Source organism: Vibrio sp. 378 (assembly GCF_033339435.1).
This window is the reverse complement of the sequence record NZ_JAWOUO010000011.1, coordinates 89,900-109,658: the sequence shown is the minus strand read 5'-3', so window position 1 is coordinate 109,658 and position 19,759 is coordinate 89,900. Positions and strand designations below refer to the sequence as shown.

General features: G+C 45.3%; 14 protein-coding genes and 1 pseudogene. 5 read left to right on the top strand and 10 right to left on the bottom strand.

Translation table 11 applies throughout. The annotated features are described in order from the left end of the window. The first annotated feature begins 117 nt into the window (after positions 1 to 117). The 4 genes from mutT to carB all read left to right on the top strand — a co-directional run bounded on the left by mutT (position 118) and on the right by carB (position 6,307). Positions 118 to 516, top strand: coding sequence for an 8-oxo-dGTP diphosphatase MutT (gene mutT, locus R7Q48_RS18680; RefSeq protein ID WP_005387387.1), 399 nt, complete (start codon positions 118 to 120; stop codon positions 514 to 516). Positions 517 to 626: 110 nt separating this feature from the next. Continuing rightward, entirely contained in the window at positions 627 to 1,436 is an 810-nt protein-coding gene (gene dapB / locus R7Q48_RS18675) for a 4-hydroxy-tetrahydrodipicolinate reductase (protein ID WP_005381860.1), read from the top strand. Positions 1,437 to 1,917: 481 nt separating this feature from the next. After that, positions 1,918 to 3,057 (top strand): glutamine-hydrolyzing carbamoyl-phosphate synthase small subunit, encoded by a 1,140-nt coding sequence (carA, locus tag R7Q48_RS18670; RefSeq protein ID WP_017821483.1) that lies wholly within the window; start codon positions 1,918 to 1,920, stop codon positions 3,055 to 3,057. Positions 3,058 to 3,073: 16 nt separating this feature from the next. Continuing rightward, positions 3,074 to 6,307: a carbamoyl-phosphate synthase large subunit gene (gene carB, locus R7Q48_RS18665; RefSeq protein WP_256903131.1), complete on the top strand. Its 3,234-nt coding sequence runs from the start codon at positions 3,074 to 3,076 to the stop codon at positions 6,305 to 6,307. Positions 6,308 to 6,382: 75 nt separating this feature from the next. Here carB and R7Q48_RS18660 read toward each other — a convergent pair whose 3' ends face one another. Further along, complete coding sequence (locus tag R7Q48_RS18660; RefSeq protein WP_175413425.1) at positions 6,383 to 6,802, bottom strand: hypothetical protein; 420 nt, start codon at positions 6,800 to 6,802, stop codon at positions 6,383 to 6,385. Beyond that, positions 6,792 to 7,707: pseudogene (locus R7Q48_RS18655) on the bottom strand (hypothetical protein). Before R7Q48_RS18655 ends, R7Q48_RS18660 begins: the two are co-directional and overlap by 11 nt. Positions 7,708 to 7,956: 249 nt before the next feature. Here R7Q48_RS18655 and R7Q48_RS18650 point away from each other — a divergent pair. After that, a complete protein-coding gene (locus R7Q48_RS18650) occupies positions 7,957 to 8,736 on the top strand; it encodes a TSUP family transporter (RefSeq protein ID WP_017821480.1) in 780 nt (259 codons plus the stop codon). Here the strand turns inward: R7Q48_RS18650 and R7Q48_RS18645 are convergent. The 8 genes from R7Q48_RS18645 to gltB form a co-directional block, all read right to left on the bottom strand. Next, positions 8,678 to 9,532 (bottom strand): LysR family transcriptional regulator, encoded by an 855-nt coding sequence (locus R7Q48_RS18645; protein WP_064368983.1) that lies wholly within the window; start codon positions 9,530 to 9,532, stop codon positions 8,678 to 8,680. The genes R7Q48_RS18650 and R7Q48_RS18645 overlap by 59 nt on opposite strands. Before the next feature lie 128 nt (positions 9,533 to 9,660). Continuing rightward, positions 9,661 to 10,281, bottom strand: a complete 621-nt coding sequence (locus tag R7Q48_RS18640) for a TRIC cation channel family protein (RefSeq protein WP_005387377.1) — start codon at positions 10,279 to 10,281, stop codon at positions 9,661 to 9,663. 69 nt (positions 10,282 to 10,350) lie between these two features. Beyond that, the gene (btuF, locus tag R7Q48_RS18635) at positions 10,351 to 11,172 is read right to left on the bottom strand and encodes a vitamin B12 ABC transporter substrate-binding protein BtuF (RefSeq protein ID WP_025768416.1); all 822 of its coding nucleotides are present in this window, start codon (positions 11,170 to 11,172) and stop codon (positions 10,351 to 10,353) included. Further along, positions 11,172 to 12,125 carry a cobalamin biosynthesis family protein gene (locus tag R7Q48_RS18630; protein WP_025768417.1) on the bottom strand — a complete coding sequence of 318 codons (954 nt, stop codon included), beginning with the start codon at positions 12,123 to 12,125 and terminating at the stop codon, positions 11,172 to 11,174. The genes btuF and R7Q48_RS18630 overlap by 1 nt, the downstream gene beginning before the upstream one ends. An 11-nt stretch (positions 12,126 to 12,136) precedes the next feature. Beyond that, positions 12,137 to 12,832, bottom strand: coding sequence for a 5'-methylthioadenosine/S-adenosylhomocysteine nucleosidase (mtnN, locus tag R7Q48_RS18625; protein WP_005381837.1), 696 nt, complete (start codon positions 12,830 to 12,832; stop codon positions 12,137 to 12,139). A gap of 63 nt (positions 12,833 to 12,895) precedes the next feature. Then, the gene (locus R7Q48_RS18620; RefSeq protein ID WP_025768418.1) at positions 12,896 to 13,324 is read right to left on the bottom strand and encodes a DUF1499 domain-containing protein; all 429 of its coding nucleotides are present in this window, start codon (positions 13,322 to 13,324) and stop codon (positions 12,896 to 12,898) included. Positions 13,325 to 13,415: 91 nt separating this feature from the next. After that, positions 13,416 to 14,828, bottom strand: a complete 1,413-nt coding sequence (locus tag R7Q48_RS18615; protein WP_005381833.1) for an FAD-dependent oxidoreductase — start codon at positions 14,826 to 14,828, stop codon at positions 13,416 to 13,418. A gap of 20 nt (positions 14,829 to 14,848) precedes the next feature. Next, the gene (gene gltB, locus R7Q48_RS18610) at positions 14,849 to 19,312 is read right to left on the bottom strand and encodes a glutamate synthase large subunit (RefSeq protein ID WP_025768419.1); all 4,464 of its coding nucleotides are present in this window, start codon (positions 19,310 to 19,312) and stop codon (positions 14,849 to 14,851) included. Between the last annotated feature and the right edge of the window lie 447 nt (positions 19,313 to 19,759).

Below are 19,759 nucleotides of genomic sequence, written 5' to 3'. Positions count from 1 at the left end.
GCTCTTTTTTTTAAGCAAATTCTGTGGCTGTCGAATTTCATAAGTTTTGATAGCATCGGATAGTTTTAGAGATGCAAAGACCGTTGAAGTGTAACGGCTTGAGAGTTAGGAACCCCTATGAAAAGAATTCACATAGTCGCGGCTATTATTTTTAACCAAGACAAATCAAAAATTTTTATTACAAAGCGTCCAGACGACAAGCATAAAGGCGGGTTTTGGGAGTTTCCCGGCGGGAAAGTCGAGTCAGGAGAAAGTATTGAACATGCTCTAGCAAGAGAACTTGAAGAAGAGGTAGGAATTGAAGTTACTGAGCAAGCCCTTTTCGAGCATTTGGAATATGACTATCCAGACAAATCACTTAAGTTTGATTTTATTACGGTATCTAAGTTCAGTAATGAGCCTTACGGCCGAGAAGGTCAAGAAGGTCGCTGGGTTGAGATAAGAGAATTGGGTAACTATGCCTTTCCTGAAGCGAACGTGCCTATCTTGGAGCGTGTCGTAAAAGAGTTCGCTTAAGCCTGATGAACTTGCTTGTGGTAACCACGGTATGTTGTTAGTTTAAACAGATTAAGCGAAACGAGAGAACGAGAGCAAACCTCGTTATCCAGAGAAGGAGAGAAAGCGCAATGGTTCGTATTGCAATCGCAGGAGCAGCAGGCCGAATGGGCCGTAATTTGGTTAAAGCTTCACACCTTAACCCAGAGGCGACAGTGAGCGCGGGATCAGAACGACCTGAGTCCTCACTTGTCGGTGTCGATATCGGTGAACTTTGTGGTGAAGGCAAATTCGATGTGTTCTTAACGGATGATCTTGCTAAAGACGTCGATAATTTTGATGTAATCATCGATTTTACTGCCCCAGTAAGTACGTTGGCGAATCTTGAACTGTGTAAGAAGCATGGAAAGAGTATTGTGATTGGGACGACTGGTTTCAGTGATGCAGAGCGTGAACTGATTGACGAAGCCGCTAAGCAAGTGCCTGTTGTCATGGCTCCTAACTACTCTGTTGGTGTGAACCTAGTATTTAAGCTTCTTGAGAAAGCAGCCAAAGTGATGGGCGACTACTGTGATGTTGAGATTGTCGAAGCACATCATCGTCATAAAGTTGATGCTCCTTCTGGTACCGCTATCGGGATGGGCGAAGCCATTGCTGGTGCGATGGGCAACAAGCTGAATGATGTAGCTGTCTATGCGCGAGAAGGTATCACAGGTGAACGTACTAAAGATGAGATCGGCTTTGCTACAATTCGCGCTGGCGATATCGTCGGTGAGCACACAGCCATGTTTGCTGATATCGGGGAACGAGTGGAGATAACGCACAAAGCGACCGATCGTATGACGTTTGCTAATGGCGCCGTCAAGGCCGCTGTTTGGTTGAGTGCCAAACCAGCGGGCTTTTATACCATGACAGATGTTTTGGGATTGAATGAACTCTAAATACATAATTATTCGCCGGCGGTAGCCGGCTTTTTTATATCTATAGAATTATTTGTAAATGAAATGATTCTAACAGAAAGTATTTTGGTGCTTACTTTTGTTGTTGTTTTGGTTGTTTTGTGGGTGTTTTGGGTTTTGATGTCTAAAAACCAATGTCTTTTTTGTCGAGTGAACGTTTGCGTGAAAAACTCATACTTTTTTGTGATCTCTAAAAAGTTCAAATTTGTAAAATTCATTAAACCTCTATGCCTCTCTATGTAATAGCATGTAAAAGTTATCTTTTTGGGCCTTACTGATTCAAAATGACCTTACTCGCTAGAAATTAATCATTTATTTTTGATTGTAGGTTGACAGGTTTCGAGTCCAACTTTAGAATACCGCCAATTTGTCTGAAATACCTATTTATGTAGATTTTATAGGTAAAGGAAGGCATGTTTGCAGTTTGATTTATTTTTTTTGCATTTTTATTCTGGAGGTTGTCTTGGGTAAATTAGCACTGTTGGTCCTAGAAGATGGGACAGTGTTCCGCGGAGTGTCCATAGGGGCAGATGGTCTTTCCGTTGGTGAAGTCGTTTTTAATACCTCGATGACGGGGTATCAAGAAATCCTCACTGATCCTTCCTATTCTCAGCAAATCGTCACTCTCACTTATCCTCACATTGGCAATACCGGAACCACTTCCGAAGATGAAGAATCCTCTTCCATTCATGCACAAGGCCTTGTGATTCGCGATCTTCCTCTAATCGCCTCTAACTTCCGTAACGAACAATCCCTCTCTGATTATCTTAAGTCTCAAAATATCGTTGGCATCGCTGATATCGATACTCGTAAGCTCACTCGTATCCTGCGTGAAAAAGGTGCTCAAAACGGCTGTATTGTTGCGGGCAACAACCTAGACGAAGCTTTGGCACTAGCGAAAGCAAAAGAATTCCCAGGCTTAAAAGGAATGGACCTTGCGAAAGAAGTTACAACAAAAGAAGCGTATCAATGGAAGCAAGGTTCGTGGACGCTTGAAGGTGGACTTCCAGAGGCGAAAGATGACAGCGAGCTGCCATACCACGTTGTCGCTTACGACTTCGGCGCAAAACGCAACATCTTACGAATGTTGGTTGACCGCGGCTGCCGCTTAACGGTTGTACCTGCAGAAACGTCAGCGGAAGAAGTTCTGGCACTAAATCCAGATGGCGTATTCTTATCGAACGGCCCTGGTGACCCAGAACCATGTACTTACGCGATTGAAGCAACCAAAGTGTTCCTAGAAAAAGGCCTGCCAATTTTTGGTATTTGTCTAGGTCACCAAATTCTGGCGCTAGCATCAGGTGCGCAAACGGTGAAAATGAAGTTTGGTCACCACGGTGCAAACCACCCAGTAAAAGATTTAGAGCGTAACGTTGTGATGATCACTTCGCAAAACCACGGCTTTGCGGCAGATGAAGCAACATTACCGGAAAACTTACGTGCTACTCACGTATCGCTATTTGATGGCTCTTTGCAAGGTATCCACCGCACAGACAAGCCAGCATTTAGCTTCCAAGGTCACCCAGAAGCGAGCCCTGGTCCACATGACGCGGCACCGCTATTTGACCACTTTATCGAACTAATCAAAAAACACAGCGCTTAATTCGGAGTAGTAGATAATGCCAAAACGTACTGACATTCAAAGTATTCTAATTCTTGGTGCTGGTCCGATTGTTATCGGTCAGGCATGTGAGTTTGACTACTCTGGCGCACAAGCGTGTAAAGCTCTTCGTGAAGAAGGCTACCGAGTTATCCTGGTTAACTCTAACCCAGCAACGATTATGACTGACCCAGAGATGGCAGATGCGACTTACATCGAGCCGATTCAGTGGGAAGTTGTACGCAAGATCATCGAGAAAGAACGTCCTGATGCAGTTCTGCCAACTATGGGTGGTCAGACAGCACTTAACTGTGCGTTAGATTTAGAGAAGCACGGCGTTCTCGCAGAGTTTGGCGTAGAGATGATTGGTGCAACGGCTGATGCAATCGACAAAGCGGAAGACCGTTCTCGTTTTGATAAAGCGATGAAGTCTATCGGCCTTGAGTGTCCTCGCGCAGATACAGCGAAGAGCATGGAAGAAGCTTACAAAGTTTTAGATATGGTTGGCTTCCCTTGTATCATTCGTCCATCGTTCACCATGGGTGGCACTGGTGGTGGTATCGCGTACAACAAAGAAGAGTTCGAAGAAATCTGTCGTCGCGGTCTGGACTTATCTCCGACCAACGAACTTCTTATCGATGAGTCACTAATCGGTTGGAAAGAGTACGAAATGGAAGTCGTTCGTGACAAAGCGGACAACTGTATCATCGTATGTTCAATCGAGAACTTTGACCCAATGGGTATCCATACGGGCGACTCAATCACGGTTGCTCCAGCACAAACACTGACTGACAAAGAATACCAGCTTATGCGTAATGCATCGCTAGCCGTTCTACGTGAGATTGGTGTTGAAACAGGTGGTTCAAACGTACAGTTTGGTATCAACCCGAAAGACGGTCGTATGGTCATCATCGAGATGAACCCGCGTGTATCTCGCTCTTCTGCGCTAGCATCAAAAGCAACAGGCTTCCCAATCGCGAAAATTGCCGCGAAACTGGCTGTTGGCTTTACGCTAGACGAACTACAAAACGACATCACAGGTGGTGCAACACCTGCGTCATTTGAACCAACTATCGACTACGTCGTAACTAAGATCCCTCGCTTTAACTTCGAGAAATTTGCTGGTGCAAACGATCGTCTGACAACTCAGATGAAATCGGTTGGTGAGGTAATGGCGATTGGTCGTAACCAACAAGAATCTCTTCACAAAGCACTGCGTGGCCTAGAAGTTGGCGCAAGTGGTTTTGATGAGATGGTCGATCTGGAAGCGCCAGATGCACTGACTAAGATTCGTCACGAACTTAAAGAAGCAGGTGCAGAGCGTATCTGGTACATCGCCGATGCATTCCGAGCGGGTATGTCAGTCGACGGTGTGTTCAACTTGACTCAAATCGACCGCTGGTTCCTGGTTCAAATCGAAGAAATTGTAAAACTCGAAGAACAAGTCAAGGCGGGCGGCTACGCAGGTTTGACCAAAGAAGTGCTTCGTCAGATGAAACGCAAAGGCTTCTCTGATGCTCGCTTGTCTAAATTGCTTGGTGTCGCTGAAAGTGAAATTCGCCGTGCTCGTGAGCAGTTTGATATTCATCCGGTTTACAAACGTGTGGATACATGTGCAGCAGAGTTTTCTTCTGACACGGCTTACATGTACTCATCTTACGATGAAGAATGTGAAGCAAACCCAACAGACAAAGATAAGATCATGGTTCTTGGTGGCGGTCCAAACCGTATCGGCCAAGGTATCGAATTCGATTACTGTTGTGTTCATGCATCACTTGCGCTGCGTGAAGACGGTTACGAAACCATTATGGTTAACTGTAACCCAGAAACGGTATCTACTGACTACGATACGTCTGATCGTCTGTACTTCGAACCAGTAACTCTGGAAGATGTACTGTCTATCGCTCGCGTTGAAAAACCAAAAGGTGTGATTGTTCAGTACGGTGGTCAAACGCCACTTAAACTGGCTCGTGCTCTAGAAGCGGCTGGTGTGCCAATCATTGGTACTAGCCCAGATGCTATCGACCGTGCGGAAGACCGTGAACGCTTCCAGGCCGCTGTTGACCGTTTAGGTCTACTTCAGCCAGAAAACGCGACAGTAACAACGATGGAGCAAGCGGTTGAGAAATCGAAAGAAATTGGCTTCCCATTAGTTGTTCGTCCATCTTATGTACTCGGTGGTCGTGCGATGGAAATCGTGTACGACGAGCAAGACCTGCGTCGCTACTTCAACGAAGCAGTAAGCGTATCGAACGAGTCTCCAGTTCTGCTAGACCGTTTCTTGGATGATGCAACCGAAGTTGATATTGATGCTATCTGTGACGGTGAACGCGTCGTTATCGGCGGTATCATGGAGCACATCGAACAAGCGGGTGTTCACTCTGGTGACTCTGCATGTTCACTGCCTGCATACACGCTAAGTCAGGAAATTCAAGGCAAGATGCGTGAGCAAGTTGAGAAGTTAGCATTCGAACTCGGTGTACGCGGTTTGATGAACACGCAGTTTGCTGTGAAAGATAACGACGTTTATCTAATTGAAGTGAACCCTCGTGCTGCTCGTACGGTACCATTCGTATCGAAAGCGACAGGCGCTCCTCTAGCGAAAATCGCTGCACGTGTAATGGCGGGTCAATCTCTAGAGTCACAAGGCTTTACTAAAGAGATTATCCCTCCTTACTACTCAGTGAAAGAAGTGGTTCTGCCGTTCAACAAATTCCCTGGTGTTGACCCTCTATTGGGCCCTGAAATGCGCTCAACAGGTGAAGTAATGGGTGTGGGTGCAACGTTCGCAGAAGCTTACGCGAAAGCAGAGCTAGGTTGTGGTGCGGTTTATCCTGAAGGTGGTCGTGCGCTACTGTCTGTACGTGAAGGTGATAAAGAGCGTGTTGTTGACCTAGCTTCTAAGTTAGTGAAACTGGGTTACCAGTTGGATGCGACACACGGTACTGCTGTAATTCTGGGCGAAGCGGGTATTAACCCACGTTTGGTAAACAAAGTACACGAAGGTCGTCCACACATTCTTGACCGCATCAAGAACAACGAATACACCTACATCGTAAACACGGCTGCTGGTCGTCAAGCGATTGAAGATTCGAAAGTTCTACGACGTGGTGCACTGGCAGAAAAAGTGAACTACACAACGACACTGAATGCAGCGTTCGCTACATGTATGTCTCATACTGCAGACGCAAAAGCGTCAGTAACTTCGGTTCAAGAGTTACACGCTAAAGTGAAAGCGAGTCTAGACGCGTAACAGATAAAAATCAGTAAGCTCATTAATCAGGGCTTACATGACAACCTCATTGCCCGCTCATTTGAGCGGGCTTTTTTATATCGAGGTTTTTCTAAAATGAAGAGCATTAAAGTGTGCTAGGAACGATTGGTATGCTTCGCTTTTGAAGATCATCAAGCTAATGATGGCAAGCAATGTGCCCAAAGAGGAAGAAATAGTACTACCACTTGCTACAACAAAATTAATGCTGCAAGTGAGAATGATAAAAGAGATAGTAAGTAAGTTTATTTTTGCAGCAACACTTAATCCTTTGCTTATTGTCAGAATGTTTGGAATGCATACAACAACAACCGTAATAGCTCCCAATGTAAGAAGGTAAGTATCTAGAGCAATGTGTTGAGTGAAAGAAAACCAGTCATTCCAAATGCTTAAGCTAATAGCCAGACCAATAGTCAATGCCAAGTATAAACATATACTTAGTGAGATGTTTGCTATGCTAATTGATTTAGTATTCAACTTTCAATTCCTCATAGATTCCAATTGCAAGATTTCTTAACTCTCCCGAATAACCACTTCCTACTATGCTAATTGAGCCTCCAATTGCATCTAGAAGCTGATGAGAAATGGATGCGGATATTGTTGCTTGTGAATACCTCTTAGGAATTTCTCCTGACAACATTAGCTGTTTACGAGCTTTATTCGAAATACTCGGAAGGTTTTTACGGATGATTTCTTTAGTTAATCTTGTTCTCTCTTGTCTGTTTAAGCCTTTTAGAATCTCGGGAACGCCTTTCTTAGTGGTTTGCTTAAGAGATTGAACCATTTTTATCGTTTGATATCCGCTAGCACCCGCTCCAGCTAAGGATATGTAATCTAAAGCTTTAGTTGTATTTTGATACCACTCATTACTGTCTATATCCGATAATTTATCTGGTGATTTAGATACCATACGGGTTCTTGCTACTCCAATAGCACATTGAGCTGTGGCAGCAACAGTAGCGGCGTGTGAGATATAGGACATAGTTACGCCCACAGGACCACTTACTGGTATTGTTAGCCCCGAACCAACTACTCCAATCCAGCCAATTGCTGCACCAATACAGCTAATGCTCGCTGATAGAAGCTCTTGATTGAATCTTGATTTTGATTCTTCCTGTTTTATTTTTTTTTGCAAATTCTTGAGATGATTGTAATTTTATCGGTTCTCGTAGAATGATAAATGTAGGATTGATATGGCATGTGGATTTAAAGTCTCTTAAGCGTACAACGGTGAATTTGTTATCAATATAAATTACACCCGCACCGCTAGTCTCTGGTTTAGCGTCAATAACGTTGAATAGCTGATTAATATTCACTATCTGTTCGATTTTTAAGCGTAATTGCTGTTCTTTTATTGATGGTCGAGTCAGTAAGGCTTCCATTATTTTCGTTTTTTATCAGATTAAATATTTCCTATTAAGACAGCATTTTCTTTTTCTATCAAAATATTAAGAGGCTCTTGAGGTGAGGCTCTATATTTGGATGTAATTGATATTTTTAATGTATCATTCTCTAGATTTATTAACTGATGAAAATTAGGAATAGATTGGTGTCTTGACTTTCCATTGGTAGTTTTGTGAATAAGTGCTACCGTTTCTTCCTCTTTGATACCTCTTCAAAAAGGAAGTGTAGTGGAAATCACGGTTGAGATTTTGTTGGCCTTATTTTTGGTTGCGACTGCCGCAGGCTTTATTGATGCGATGGCTGGTGGGGGAGGGCTCATTACGCTCCCTGCGCTTTTGGCTGCGGGGTTGAGTCCGACTCAAGCTCTAGCAACCAATAAGTTACAAAGTTCGTTTGGCAGTTTCTCTGCTAGCTGGTATTTCGTGCGTAACGGTATTGTCAGCTTAAAGGAAATGCGTTTTGCGATACTCTGCACTTTTATAGGTGCTGCAATCGGTGCCGAGGCTGTGCAGTTTATTGATGCTAGCGTACTCACCAGTTTGATCCCTGTTCTTTTGATAGCCATTTCCCTCTATTTTTTACTCGCGCCAAGTACGCGAAAAATCGATGGAGAACCAAAGTTATCTGAAGCGATGTTTGCGCTATGCATTGGTGGTGGGATCGGCTTCTATGATGGCTTTTTTGGCCCTGGGACTGGATCTATTTTTACTGTTTGTTTTGTTGCACTAGGTCACTTTTCTTTGGTCGAAGCCACAGCTAGAACCAAAATCCTCAATTTCACGTCAAACATAGCGGCACTACTCTTTTTTATCTTAGCTGGGTTGCCAGTGTGGAAGCTTGGCTTAACTATGGCTGTTGGCGGTTTTCTTGGTGCTCAGTTAGGGGCGAAGGTCGTGGTAAGTAAAGGGCAAAAATGGATTCGTCCTCTAGTTATAGTAATGTCGATGCTCATGGCAACGAAACTTCTTTGGCAACAACATCAGCAATGGATTCTGTCAGTGCTTTAACTCGTTCGCTACGATATGTGCTGTGACGTAAGCAGATATGTATTGGTCGAACTAACTGATCTAGCTCTTCAAAGTCATAGCAGAACTTAGATGTGATATTAAGTGTCGTTAGGATAGATTTAGGGATTAAAGCGGGAGCCATACCTCCCAAAGCCAGTTGTGCTGCCGCAGTATACGAATCCATTTCCATCAAAGGTTCGATTCCGTGTTTGGATAAAATAGCTTGTTGATATGTGTTGGCAGGGTTAGTTAGGTCATTGGTCAAAATAGCTTTAGGTAGTTGTGAAAGTGAATGTCGACTGACAATTGAGAAAGGTTCATCGGCGAGGTGAAGGCTCATTAATCCATGATGAGGTGGTAGATAGCCAGCACAAAATCCCAATGTTGCTTTGCCTGATTTCACATTCTCAATAATGCGTGGCGTATGATTGGTCGATATTCGTATGTACTGATCATGGGCAAAGTGTTCTGCCATGATCATACTGAGGTATCCAGCGACTAAGGTTTCAGAGCAGTCTATCTTGATCAAAGAAGTATCTTCTATTTGTTGTTGATCGTAGATTTTTCCTCTTAACTCATTGAACGTTGGCTCGATCGTGTTGATGAGCGCAAGGCCATCGGAGGTCAGCTTTATGTGCCGACCATTTGGCTCTATCAATTTTTTTCCTAACTTCTTCTCTAGATTTGAAATACGTTTACTCACGGCAGACTGACTAATATAGAGTTGACTGCCCGTGCGGCTCATGGTTTTTTCTTTACTGAGGACAAGTAACGTTTCAATACCTTCAAGCAACATAATGATTAATGAAAGTTAGGAATGGTTGAGATAATTTAGCGAATTGCCCAAGAATTGGCGAATCAAATGAGCATAAATGAGAGGAGTCGACACTTGGTCGACTCCATGATGAGTGATGTTGTTGGTGTTTAACGGTTAATGGCGAAAGTTGGCAGGGATAGATGCCAACGAATCGCACCGAGACGTATAATGAGCGTTGAGATTACACCAGCGAGCAAAGCCGTTGAGTGGTCATAACCCATGTTTACCGCCATCGTATGGAAGATGCCGCCAATAATACATGCCGTAGCATAGACTTCACTTCTTAATACCATAGGAACTTCGCGAGCCAGCACGTCTCGTATAATGCCACCGCCACAGCCAGTAATAACCCCCATTATCACCGCGACCATCCCAGATGCATTGTAGGCGAGTGCCTTTTCTACTCCTATTCCCACAAATACAGCGAGACCGATGGCATCACAAACGGGTAATACCCACCATGAGAGTCGCTTGGGTCTTCGAATAACAAGCATGGTTAGTAGACACGTAACAAATATCACCCATAAGTAAGTCGTATCTGTTATCCAAAATACGGGAGTGGCACCAAGCGCCATGTCTCGGATTGTTCCGCCACCTATAGCAGTCACACTGCCGAGCACGATAACGCCGAATGGATCCATTTTTAAACGGCCCGCCAGTAATACGCCAGAGATAGCGAAAACAGCGGTACCGAACAAATCGATCATATAAAGCAGCATGGAGTCCATGTTACTTAGTACCTTTAAATAGTGTGAGAAAAAATGGTCGGAAATTGTACGGTATTTGCCACGAAATCGTTAGCGTTTTTGACGAACGCTTTTAAAGTGCTCACACACTTCCTTGATCGCGTTCAATGTGCGTGGTGTCGGACGGTTAATCCAATCAGAGTTTAGGGACCAGATGTGTTTGTTTTTAAGGGCAAGAAGCTCATTACTCCACTCAGCCCACATACCATCGTTACTCATTGCGTGACGAGAAGTAAAAATAACCTCTGGCTGGCGAGTAATGACTTGCTCGATGCTAACTTGAGGATAAGGCGCGCTGGATGCGGCGAAAATGTTCTCACCACCGCAAAAAGTAAAGACTTCACTTGGCCAGTTCTTTCCAGCGACAGTGATGATAGGCTTTTCACTCAACTGATAAAAGTAACGAACTTTCTCGTTCGTGTTGTACTGTTCTTTTAGTGTACTCAGCTGCGTTCTAAAATCTTCAGCGGCCTTTTTTCCTACTTGTGGAGTTTCGCTGTATTGGCTGAGTTGCTCGATATTATTGGCGATATCTTCTAATGAACCTGTAGTGGAGTAATAGATAGGAATACCGAACTGTTTAATTTTCTCCAACTCTTTAGCGGGGTTTCCGGCTGGCCAAGCAATCACTAAGTCCGGTTGAAGAGCAATAATGCGCTCTAATTTAATTCCTTGATAATTTGAGACTCTTTCTAGCTGCTTTGCCTGTTCTGGATAATCGCTCATTTCGCTGACAGCAACAAGCTGGTCTCCTAGCCCTGCAGCAAAGGCAATTTCGGTGGCATGTGGAGCTAAACTTATAATGCGTTGAGCGGGTTGAGCGACGGTCGCTGTCGAAACAAACAGCGTTAATGCGAAGCATAATTTATTCATCATAATCCTTGATAAATTATTCCTAAAAGCAAACTTTGGATTGCGATCCAAGCCAGGACGCGCCAAACGAGCAGCGTATGTATTTGTGAAAGGTGAATAGCCGATGGCGCAATGCGCCCACCGATTTTTGCGCGCTCTGCACGCACACCTTGATAGATAGCAGGGCCGCATAAAGACAGTTGTAGTTTGTGTCCGATAGTACATAACACCCAACTAGGTCCTGGTAAGGGCCAAGACTTCGCTTGCTGTTGTATTCCAGAGAGCACATTACTTGTATTCTTTCCGGCAGCTAAAAGTATGGCAAAGAGACGAAGTGGAATAATATCCAGAGTAGCAACCAGTTGAACCACAGGTTTACCAAAGGGCAAATATTGGCGTCGGCTAGGGGACCACACTCGCGCTAATTCTGTTGTGAGTCGATACATTAACGCACCAATACCACCTGTTAGTGCGTACCAAAATAGCACACCGATCACGTTGCGGCTGTATGCCATAATCAGGGTTTCTGAGCCAGCTTTACCTATGCCAACGAGCGAGAGGCTACCAGTATCGCGATTAAGATATGGTTGCAGTAATGCTCGACATTGGGCTTTGTCTTCCGAAGAGATACTTGTGACGAGCTGTTTCGTTAACGTTTCGCTGTTGCGCCAGTCTAGCGCAAGGATCAATAGAACCAGTTCATATAAAGGGATTTGCCAAACAAATGGCTTTACTGCAATCAGTAATATCAAGCAAGGAAACAGCATCAAGCCTAATGCAAGACTGCCTGAGATTACACTCTGTGAGTAATTGTGATTATTGTTCACTTTGTTAGCTAGCTGCTCTGCTAGCTTTCGCCATAAAGTGATGGGGTGCGCTGAATGGGGGATTGGCACTAAAAGGTGCAAGATCAGTGCACCCCACATAATGAGGAGCGCACCGTTGGCATAAAATGACTGAAAAACTTCTTCCATGAATGAGTCGTTTACTTAATGAGTTCCAGCATTTTGAATACCATTTCGGAAGAGCTTTTTGCTGCTAGAGGCAGGAACTCATCAAAGCTCATTGGTGATTCTTTATCAGCGACATCAGAGATTGCACGCACAACAACAAACGGTGTGTTGAATTGGTGACAAGTTTGAGCGATAGCAGATGCTTCCATTTCTACAGCGATAACTGACGGGAAGTGTTTACGAATAAACTCTTGACGCTCAGCAGTACAAACAAACGCATCGCCAGTACAAATTAGGCCGCGAACCGCATGAGTGTTTTCCATTTGTGCTAGGGCTTTTTCGGCTAAGTCCATTAGCTTGTCATCCGCTTTGAATGCAGCTGGTTGACCGGCCATTTGGCCAATCTCATAACCAAAAGCGGTTACGTCTGCATCGTGATGACGAACTTCTGTAGAGATAACTACATCGCCAAGGTTTAAGCTTGAATCGAAACCGCCAGCAGAGCCTGTGTTAATCACAACGTCTGGTTGGTATTCATCAAGAAGGATTGTCGTGCCCACTGCCGCTGCAACTTTACCGATGCCCGATTGTAGTACGACGACTTCAACATCGTTAATTTGACCAGAGAAAAACGTACAACCTGCTTTATTTACAGTTTTGCAGTTTGTAATTGCTTGCTTCAGGATGGTCACTTCTTGTTCCATCGCACCGATGATACCAACTTTCATAACACTCTCTTTAGGTAAATATTTTAGTTGGCCGAGAGTATAGCACTCCCCGTTGGCAGTTTTCTATTTGATGAGCTTAGCTTGAGTGAGCTTTTCTCGTAATTGATCGGCGCGCTTTCTGTTTACGCCAAAATCAGAGTAGCCCACACGAGATTCCGAGCGCACAATCAGTTGGTCTCCTGCTATTTTTAGTTCGAGGTCATCCACGAAGCGCATGATTTTAGATGTGCACTCGATACGAAGGTAGTTGCTTTCTTTCACCGCGGTTTTCGCGCCTGGCAGTTCAAGCGCAACTTGCTCAATAGCGTCGATGTTCGCTGAATCCACTAAGATGAATGGCGTTAGGTTGTATTTTTCTCGCGTGTCTTGGGTGGAGACGCAGTTTGGTTTGTCACCACAAGGTGATTGAGAACGATCCGTCATGGTTGTGACTCCTTGGCTACAAGCGGTTAAGCCGAGCAAAGTAATGGAAAGGAGAGCGGCTTTTTTCATTGGTTTTATCCCTTATCATAGGAATTTAATTATATGTAATAAAAGAAAAAAGGATCCAATAGTAGGATCCTTTTTGAGACGTTAACAGTGATTAAACTTCGAGGTAATCGAGAATGCCTTCTGCCGCTTTTCGTCCTTCATCAATTGCGGTTACGACAAGATCAGAACCTCGTACCGCATCGCCACCCGCGAAGATCTTTTCGTTGCTGGTCTGGAACTGGAACTCTTGCTTAGCTGGGGCTTTGATACGACCCCATTGATCCAAATCGACATCAAACGGTGCTAACCAGTCCATTTTGTGCGGCTGGAAACCAAACGCCATGATAACAACGTCTGCTGGTAGAACGTGCTCGCTGCCTTCAACGGGCTCTGGACGTCGGCGACCCGCTTCATCAGGTTCACCAAGTGCGGTTTTCACCACTTTGACCCCCGAGACTTTGCCTGACGCATCCACTTCAACTCCCAAAGGCTGAAGGTTGAACATGAACTTCACGCCTTCTTCCTTTGCGTTTTTTACCTCGCGACGAGAGCCCGGCATGTTGGCCTCATCACGACGATAAGCACAAACTACGTTGGAGGCACCTTGGCGAATTGAGGTACGAACGCAGTCCATTGCTGTATCACCACCACCCAGTACGACGACTTTCTTTCCTGCCATATCGATAAAGGGTTGGTTACTCTCAAGATCCATGACTTTGTAGGTGTTCGAAACTAAAAATGGCAGCGCGTCATACACACCCGGCGCATCTTCATTATCTAGACCTGCACGCATGTATTTATAGGTGCCAACGCCCAAGAAAACAGCATCGTATTCATCAAGCAGCTCTTGCATTTGGACATCTTTGCCTACTTCCATGTTCATGCGGAACTCGACGCCCATTTCAGTGAACACACGGCGGCGGTTTTCCATCACGCCTTTTTCAAGCTTGAAGGAAGGAATACCGAAGGTCAGAAGGCCTCCAATTTCAGGGTAGCGGTCAAACACGACTGGCTTAACGCCATTGCGCACTAGGATATCCGCGGCAGCCAAGCCAGCTGGGCCTGCTCCAATGATTGCAACCTTTTTATCGGTCCACTCCACCTTGGACATATCTGGCTTCCAGCCCATTTCAAACGCTTTGTCGGTAATGTACTTTTCTATGTTACCGATGGTGACGGCACCAAAGTCATCATTAAGCGTGCATGAACCTTCACATAGGCGGTCTTGAGGACAAACGCGCCCACATACTTCCGGTAGGCTATTGGTTTGATGCGATAGTTCAACCGCTTCAAGAATACGACCTTCATTGGCAAGTTTTAACCATTGAGGGATGTAGTTGTGGACTGGGCATTTCCATTCACAATATGGGTTGCCACAATCTAAGCAGCGATCCGCTTGTGCAGTCGCCTGTTGTTTAGTGAACGGTTCATAGATTTCAACGAACTCGATCTTACGAACTTTTATAGGCTTTTTCGCAGGATCTACACGCTGCACATCGATAAATTGATAAACGTTCTGGCTCATGATTCAAACATCCTCCATGATTACTGTGCTTGAACACGCAGCTCTGCGGCACTGCGGCTCTGGTGACCAAGTAGCGTGCGAAGATCTGCCGCTTGTGGTTTCACCAAATAGAACTTTGGAATCCATTCATCAAAGTTCGCCAAAATATTTTCTGCATGACTCGACCCTGTTTCTTCAAGGTGTTCCGCAATTAGGCCACGCAAATGTTCTTGGTGGATGTAAAGATCGGACAATGAGATGGCTTCGACAGACTCAGTATTAACTCGACCTTCAAAGCTTTGGTTCTCATCCAGAACATAGGCAAAGCCTCCAGTCATACCCGCGCCAAAGTTCACACCTGTCGCACCAAGAATGGCAACAATACCGCCAGTCATGTACTCACAAGCGTTATCGCCAGCACCTTCAATGACGGCTATCGTACCTGAGTTTCGTACGCCGAAACGCTCACCTGCTTTACCGGCTGCAAATAGTTTACCGCCGGTCGCGCCGTACAGGCAGGTGTTACCAATGATAGTTGCTTCATTGCATTTAAATGCGGTGCCAAGGTGAGGTTTGATAACCACTTTACCACCCGCCATGCCTTTGCCCACGTAGTCGTTCGCATCGCCCGTGAGGTAAAGCTCTACACCACCTGCGTTCCAAACACCAAAGGACTGACCTGCGGTGCCGTCAAGATAGATTTTGATAGGGGAAGCCGCCAATCCTTGGTTGCCATAGCGTTTTGCTATTTCGCCAGATAAGCGTGCACCAACAGAACGATCAGTGTTGATGACATTGTAGAAGAAACTTGCCGATTGACCGTTTTCGACCGCATGCATGGCATCATCAATGATCTTTTGGTTGAGCTCAGCTTTATCAAACGGTTTGTTTGGCTCTGTCCAAAATAGCGGATGACCCTCAGGTGATACTGGAGCTTCTAGAATATTGGATAGATCCAGCTTGGTCTGTTTCGCTGTAAATCCCTCTACTGCCTCAAGTAAATCGGTACGACCAATCAAGTCCGTCAGCTTTTCAACGCCAAGTTCTGCGAGTAATCCGCGCACTTCGTCTGCCAGGCCGATGAAGTAATTCATCACCATTTCTGGTAGACCTTTGAAGTATTCTTTACGCAGTGTCTCGTCTTGAGTCGCAACCCCAGTTGCACAGTTGTTGAGGTGACAAATTCGTAGGAACTTACAACCCATAGCGACCATTGGCGCAGTACCAAAACCGAAGCTTTCTGCACCTAAAATTGCGGCTTTAACTACGTCTAAACCAGTCTTTAGACCACCGTCTACCTGTAGGCGGATCTTATGACGCAGACCATTAGCTACCAGTGCTTGTTGTGTTTCTGCCAACCCCAACTCCCAAGGGCTACCAGCGTATTTTACCGAAGTTAATGGGCTTGCTGCGGTACCACCGTCGTAACCCGAAATGGTAATAAGATCAGCGTAAGCCTTGGCTACGCCCGTTGCGATGGTGCCGACACCTGGCTCGGAGACGAGTTTTACCGAAACCAGCGCATTCGGGTTGACTTGTTTAAGGTCGAAGATCAGCTGGGCCAAATCTTCAATCGAATAGATATCGTGGTGCGGAGGAGGGGAGATCAGAGTCACGCCTTGTACCGAATAACGCAGTTTTGCGATTTCTGCGGTGACTTTGTGTCCTGGTAGCTGTCCACCTTCACCCGGTTTCGCACCTTGTGCCACCTTGATTTGTAGTACATCCGCATTAGTTAGGTAATGCGGCGTTACACCAAATCGGCCAGAAGCAATCTGTTTGATACGTGAGTTACGCTCAGTACCGAAACGGCGAGGATCTTCACCGCCTTCACCCGAGTTAGAGTAACCACCAAGACGGTTCATCGCCGTTGCAAGTGCTTCATGCGCTTCTGGGCTAAGTGCGCCAATGGACATTGCCGCTGAGTCAAAGCGTTTGAACAGTTCAGTGCGTGGTTCTATTTGCTCAAGTGGCAGCGGTGAGTCTGATTTTTTCAGCGACATTAAGTCACGCAGCATGGCAACAGGGCGTTGGTTTACCTGCTTAGCAAAGCTCTGATAGTCGTTACTTTCGCCAGATTTAACGGCCTGTTGCAGCGTGCCAACGACATCCGGGTTGTAAGCATGATACTCACCTCCATGGACGTACTTTAACAAGCCGCCATGATCAATCGATTTGCGTTTCGCCCATGCTTTACGAGATAAGTTTGTAAGATCTTGCTGGAAGTCGTCAAAATTCGCGCCTTCAATTCGAGTTGTGACGCCTTTAAAACACAGATCGACCACATCTTGGCTCAAGCCAACTGCTTCAAACAGTTGTGAGCAGCGGTAAGAGGCGATGGTTGAGATCCCCATTTTCGACATGATCTTGTACAGGCCTTTGTTGATGCCGTATTGGTAGTTTTGCATCACATCGCGGTAGTCTTTCTCTAGTGCTTTATCATCAATCAGTTTACCTAACGCTTCATAAGCAAGGTATGGGTAAACCGCAGTGGCACCAAAACCAAGCAAGACGGCAAATTGGTGTGGATCACGGGCTGTTGCGGTTTCGACAACAATGTTGGCATCGCAACGTAAGTTCGCGTCAATCAGACGAGTTTGAACGGCGCCGACTGCCATTGCTGCCGGAATTGGTAACTTACCTTTGATCAAGGCTCTGTCCGAAAGAACCACTAAAACCGTGCCTTCACGAACGACTTGCTCTGCTTGCTCACACAGATCATCAATGGCTTGTTTGAGATCTTTCTGTTGTGGATCGTAGTTGATATCGAGAATGGTATTACGGTAATGATCGTCACTCAGCTCTAGTAGTTGCTGCATGTCTGAATAGAGCAGTACTGGAGAATCAAAGGTTACACGATGCGCGTGGCCATCGGTTTCACAGAAGACGTTCATCTCTTGGCCGATGCTGGTCGCCAGCGACATGACGTGTTTCTCACGCAGCGGATCGATTGGTGGGTTGGTGACCTGCGCGAACTTCTGACGGAAGTAATCAGTCACCAAGCGCTCTTTCGAAGAAAGAACCGCCATCGGGGTGTCATCACCCATCGAACCGACGGCTTCTTGCCCCATATCACCGAGGACACGCAATACTTGATCGACTTCTTCATTGCTCATGGCAAACTGCTTTTGATAAGTCTTAAGCAAGTCTTCATCAAAGCTGCGCTCACCTACTTGATCTTCAGGCAGCTGAGAGAACGGTGTTAGTTTGCGAACGTTGTTCTCCATCCATTCGCGATAAGGGTGACGAGATTTCAGGTCATTATCGATCTCGCTAGACTGCCAAAGCTTACCTTTACGAGTGTCGATGACGAGCAATTCCCCCGGACCTACACGACCTTTTTTGGCAACTTCATCTGGGGCGTAATTCCAAATCCCTACCTCAGATGCCAGAGTGATCAGCTTGTCTTTGGTAATTATATAACGCGCAGGACGTAGACCGTTTCGGTCTAGGTTACAAGCAGCATAACGACCATCGGACAGTACGATACCTGCTGGGCCATCCCATGGTTCCATGTGTTTGGAGTTGAAATCGTAAAACGCACGCAAATCCGGATCCATATCCGGGTGGTTTTGCCATGCTGGCGGTACGAGCATACGCATGGCACGGAAGATATCCATGCCGCCAGCTAAAAAGAGATCTAGCATATTATCTAAGCTAGACGAGTCTGAGCCTGTCTCGTTCACAAACGGTGCTGCAGTTTGCAGGTCAGGCAGCAGTGGTGACGAGAACTTATAAGCACGAGCGCGTGCCCATTGTCGGTTACCTTCAATGGTATTGATCTCACCATTATGAGCAAGGTAGCGGAACGGTTGAGCTAATGGCCAACGCGGTTGAGTGTTGGTAGAAAAACGCTGGTGGAACAGACAGATAGCAGATTCCATACGTAGATCGGCAAGATCAAGATAAAAGCGCGGTAAGTCCGCAGGCATGCATAGGCCTTTGTACACCAAAACTTGAGTCGATAAGCTACAGATGTAGAAATCCGGATCTTCGGTGATTTGTTTCTCGATGCGACGGCGTGCGATGTAGAGACGACGTTCAATGTCGCGTTCGCGCCAACCTGCCGGTGCAGAGACAAAGACTTGCTGAATATTTGGAAGCGAGTTGGCCGCAATTGGACCGAGTACTTCTGAATTAGTTGGTACTTCACGCCAACCAGCCACAGTTAGCGTCTCTTGCGCCAGTTCTTTGTTGACGATGTCTTTAGCGAGTTGAGCTTTGACTGGATCTTGGTTGAAGAAAATCATCCCTACGGCGTATTGCTTGCCAAGGTTGAAACCATTTTCTTCGGCAATAAGACGTAAATAGGAATCGGGCTTTTGTAATAGAAGACCACAACCATCACCAGTTTTACCATCGGCGGCGATACCACCACGGTGAGTCATGCGGTCAAGTGCAGAAATTGCTGTACGTACCAGCTTGTGGCTTTGTTCGCCTTCCATATGCGCGATCAAGCCAAATCCACAGTTGTCTTTCTCAAGACTTGGATCATAAAGAGCCATTGCAATTCTCCCTTTGCTTATCCGTCATCCCGACAGATATATCAACACTGCTTACGTTGATATCGATGACTAACTATGCGTCATCTTTATAGCTTTATGTATAATTATTCAGTAAAAGTTGTGAAATATTTAACATTTTTTGAGTGTTTTATTTTCATCAACTTCACAAGCTATAGCTTATTGTAAAAAAGGTCAAGTTATTAGTGGATCATCACGTGAATATACGATTTACCATTTAATAAGCTAAAATAGTTTAATAATTTCAAATAGATAGAAAATTGATTGTTACAAAAAAGTAACATTTGATTCTGTGGGAGATAAAAAAGACCAGCATAAAATGCTGGTCAAAATAGAAAGATTGGAAGGAATTGTTTTCTTTCTTCACCGATAGCCATCGATATTGCTGATGGCTATTAGGCAATTGAAAGAGAGAAGCATGACTGCTTC

Excerpts from the sequence above, each read along its gene's own strand:
- R7Q48_RS18645 (WP_064368983.1), bottom strand. The coding sequence starts at position 9,532 with ATGTTGCTTGAAGGTATTGAAACGTTACTTGTCCTCAGTAAAGAAAAA.
- mutT (WP_005387387.1), top strand. The coding sequence starts at position 118 with ATGAAAAGAATTCACATAGTCGCGGCTATTATTTTTAACCAAGACAAA.
- gltB (WP_025768419.1), bottom strand. The coding sequence starts at position 19,312 with ATGGCTCTTTATGATCCAAGTCTTGAGAAAGACAACTGTGGATTTGGC.
- R7Q48_RS18620 (WP_025768418.1), bottom strand. The coding sequence starts at position 13,324 with ATGAAAAAAGCCGCTCTCCTTTCCATTACTTTGCTCGGCTTAACCGCT.
- R7Q48_RS18630 (WP_025768417.1), bottom strand. The coding sequence starts at position 12,125 with ATGGAAGAAGTTTTTCAGTCATTTTATGCCAACGGTGCGCTCCTCATT.
- carB (WP_256903131.1), top strand. The coding sequence starts at position 3,074 with ATGCCAAAACGTACTGACATTCAAAGTATTCTAATTCTTGGTGCTGGT.
- R7Q48_RS18615 (WP_005381833.1), bottom strand. The coding sequence starts at position 14,828 with ATGAGCCAGAACGTTTATCAATTTATCGATGTGCAGCGTGTAGATCCT.
- btuF (WP_025768416.1), bottom strand. The coding sequence starts at position 11,172 with ATGAATAAATTATGCTTCGCATTAACGCTGTTTGTTTCGACAGCGACC.
- dapB (WP_005381860.1), top strand. The coding sequence starts at position 627 with ATGGTTCGTATTGCAATCGCAGGAGCAGCAGGCCGAATGGGCCGTAAT.
- mtnN (WP_005381837.1), bottom strand. The coding sequence starts at position 12,832 with ATGAAAGTTGGTATCATCGGTGCGATGGAACAAGAAGTGACCATCCTG.
- R7Q48_RS18640 (WP_005387377.1), bottom strand. The coding sequence starts at position 10,281 with ATGGACTCCATGCTGCTTTATATGATCGATTTGTTCGGTACCGCTGTT.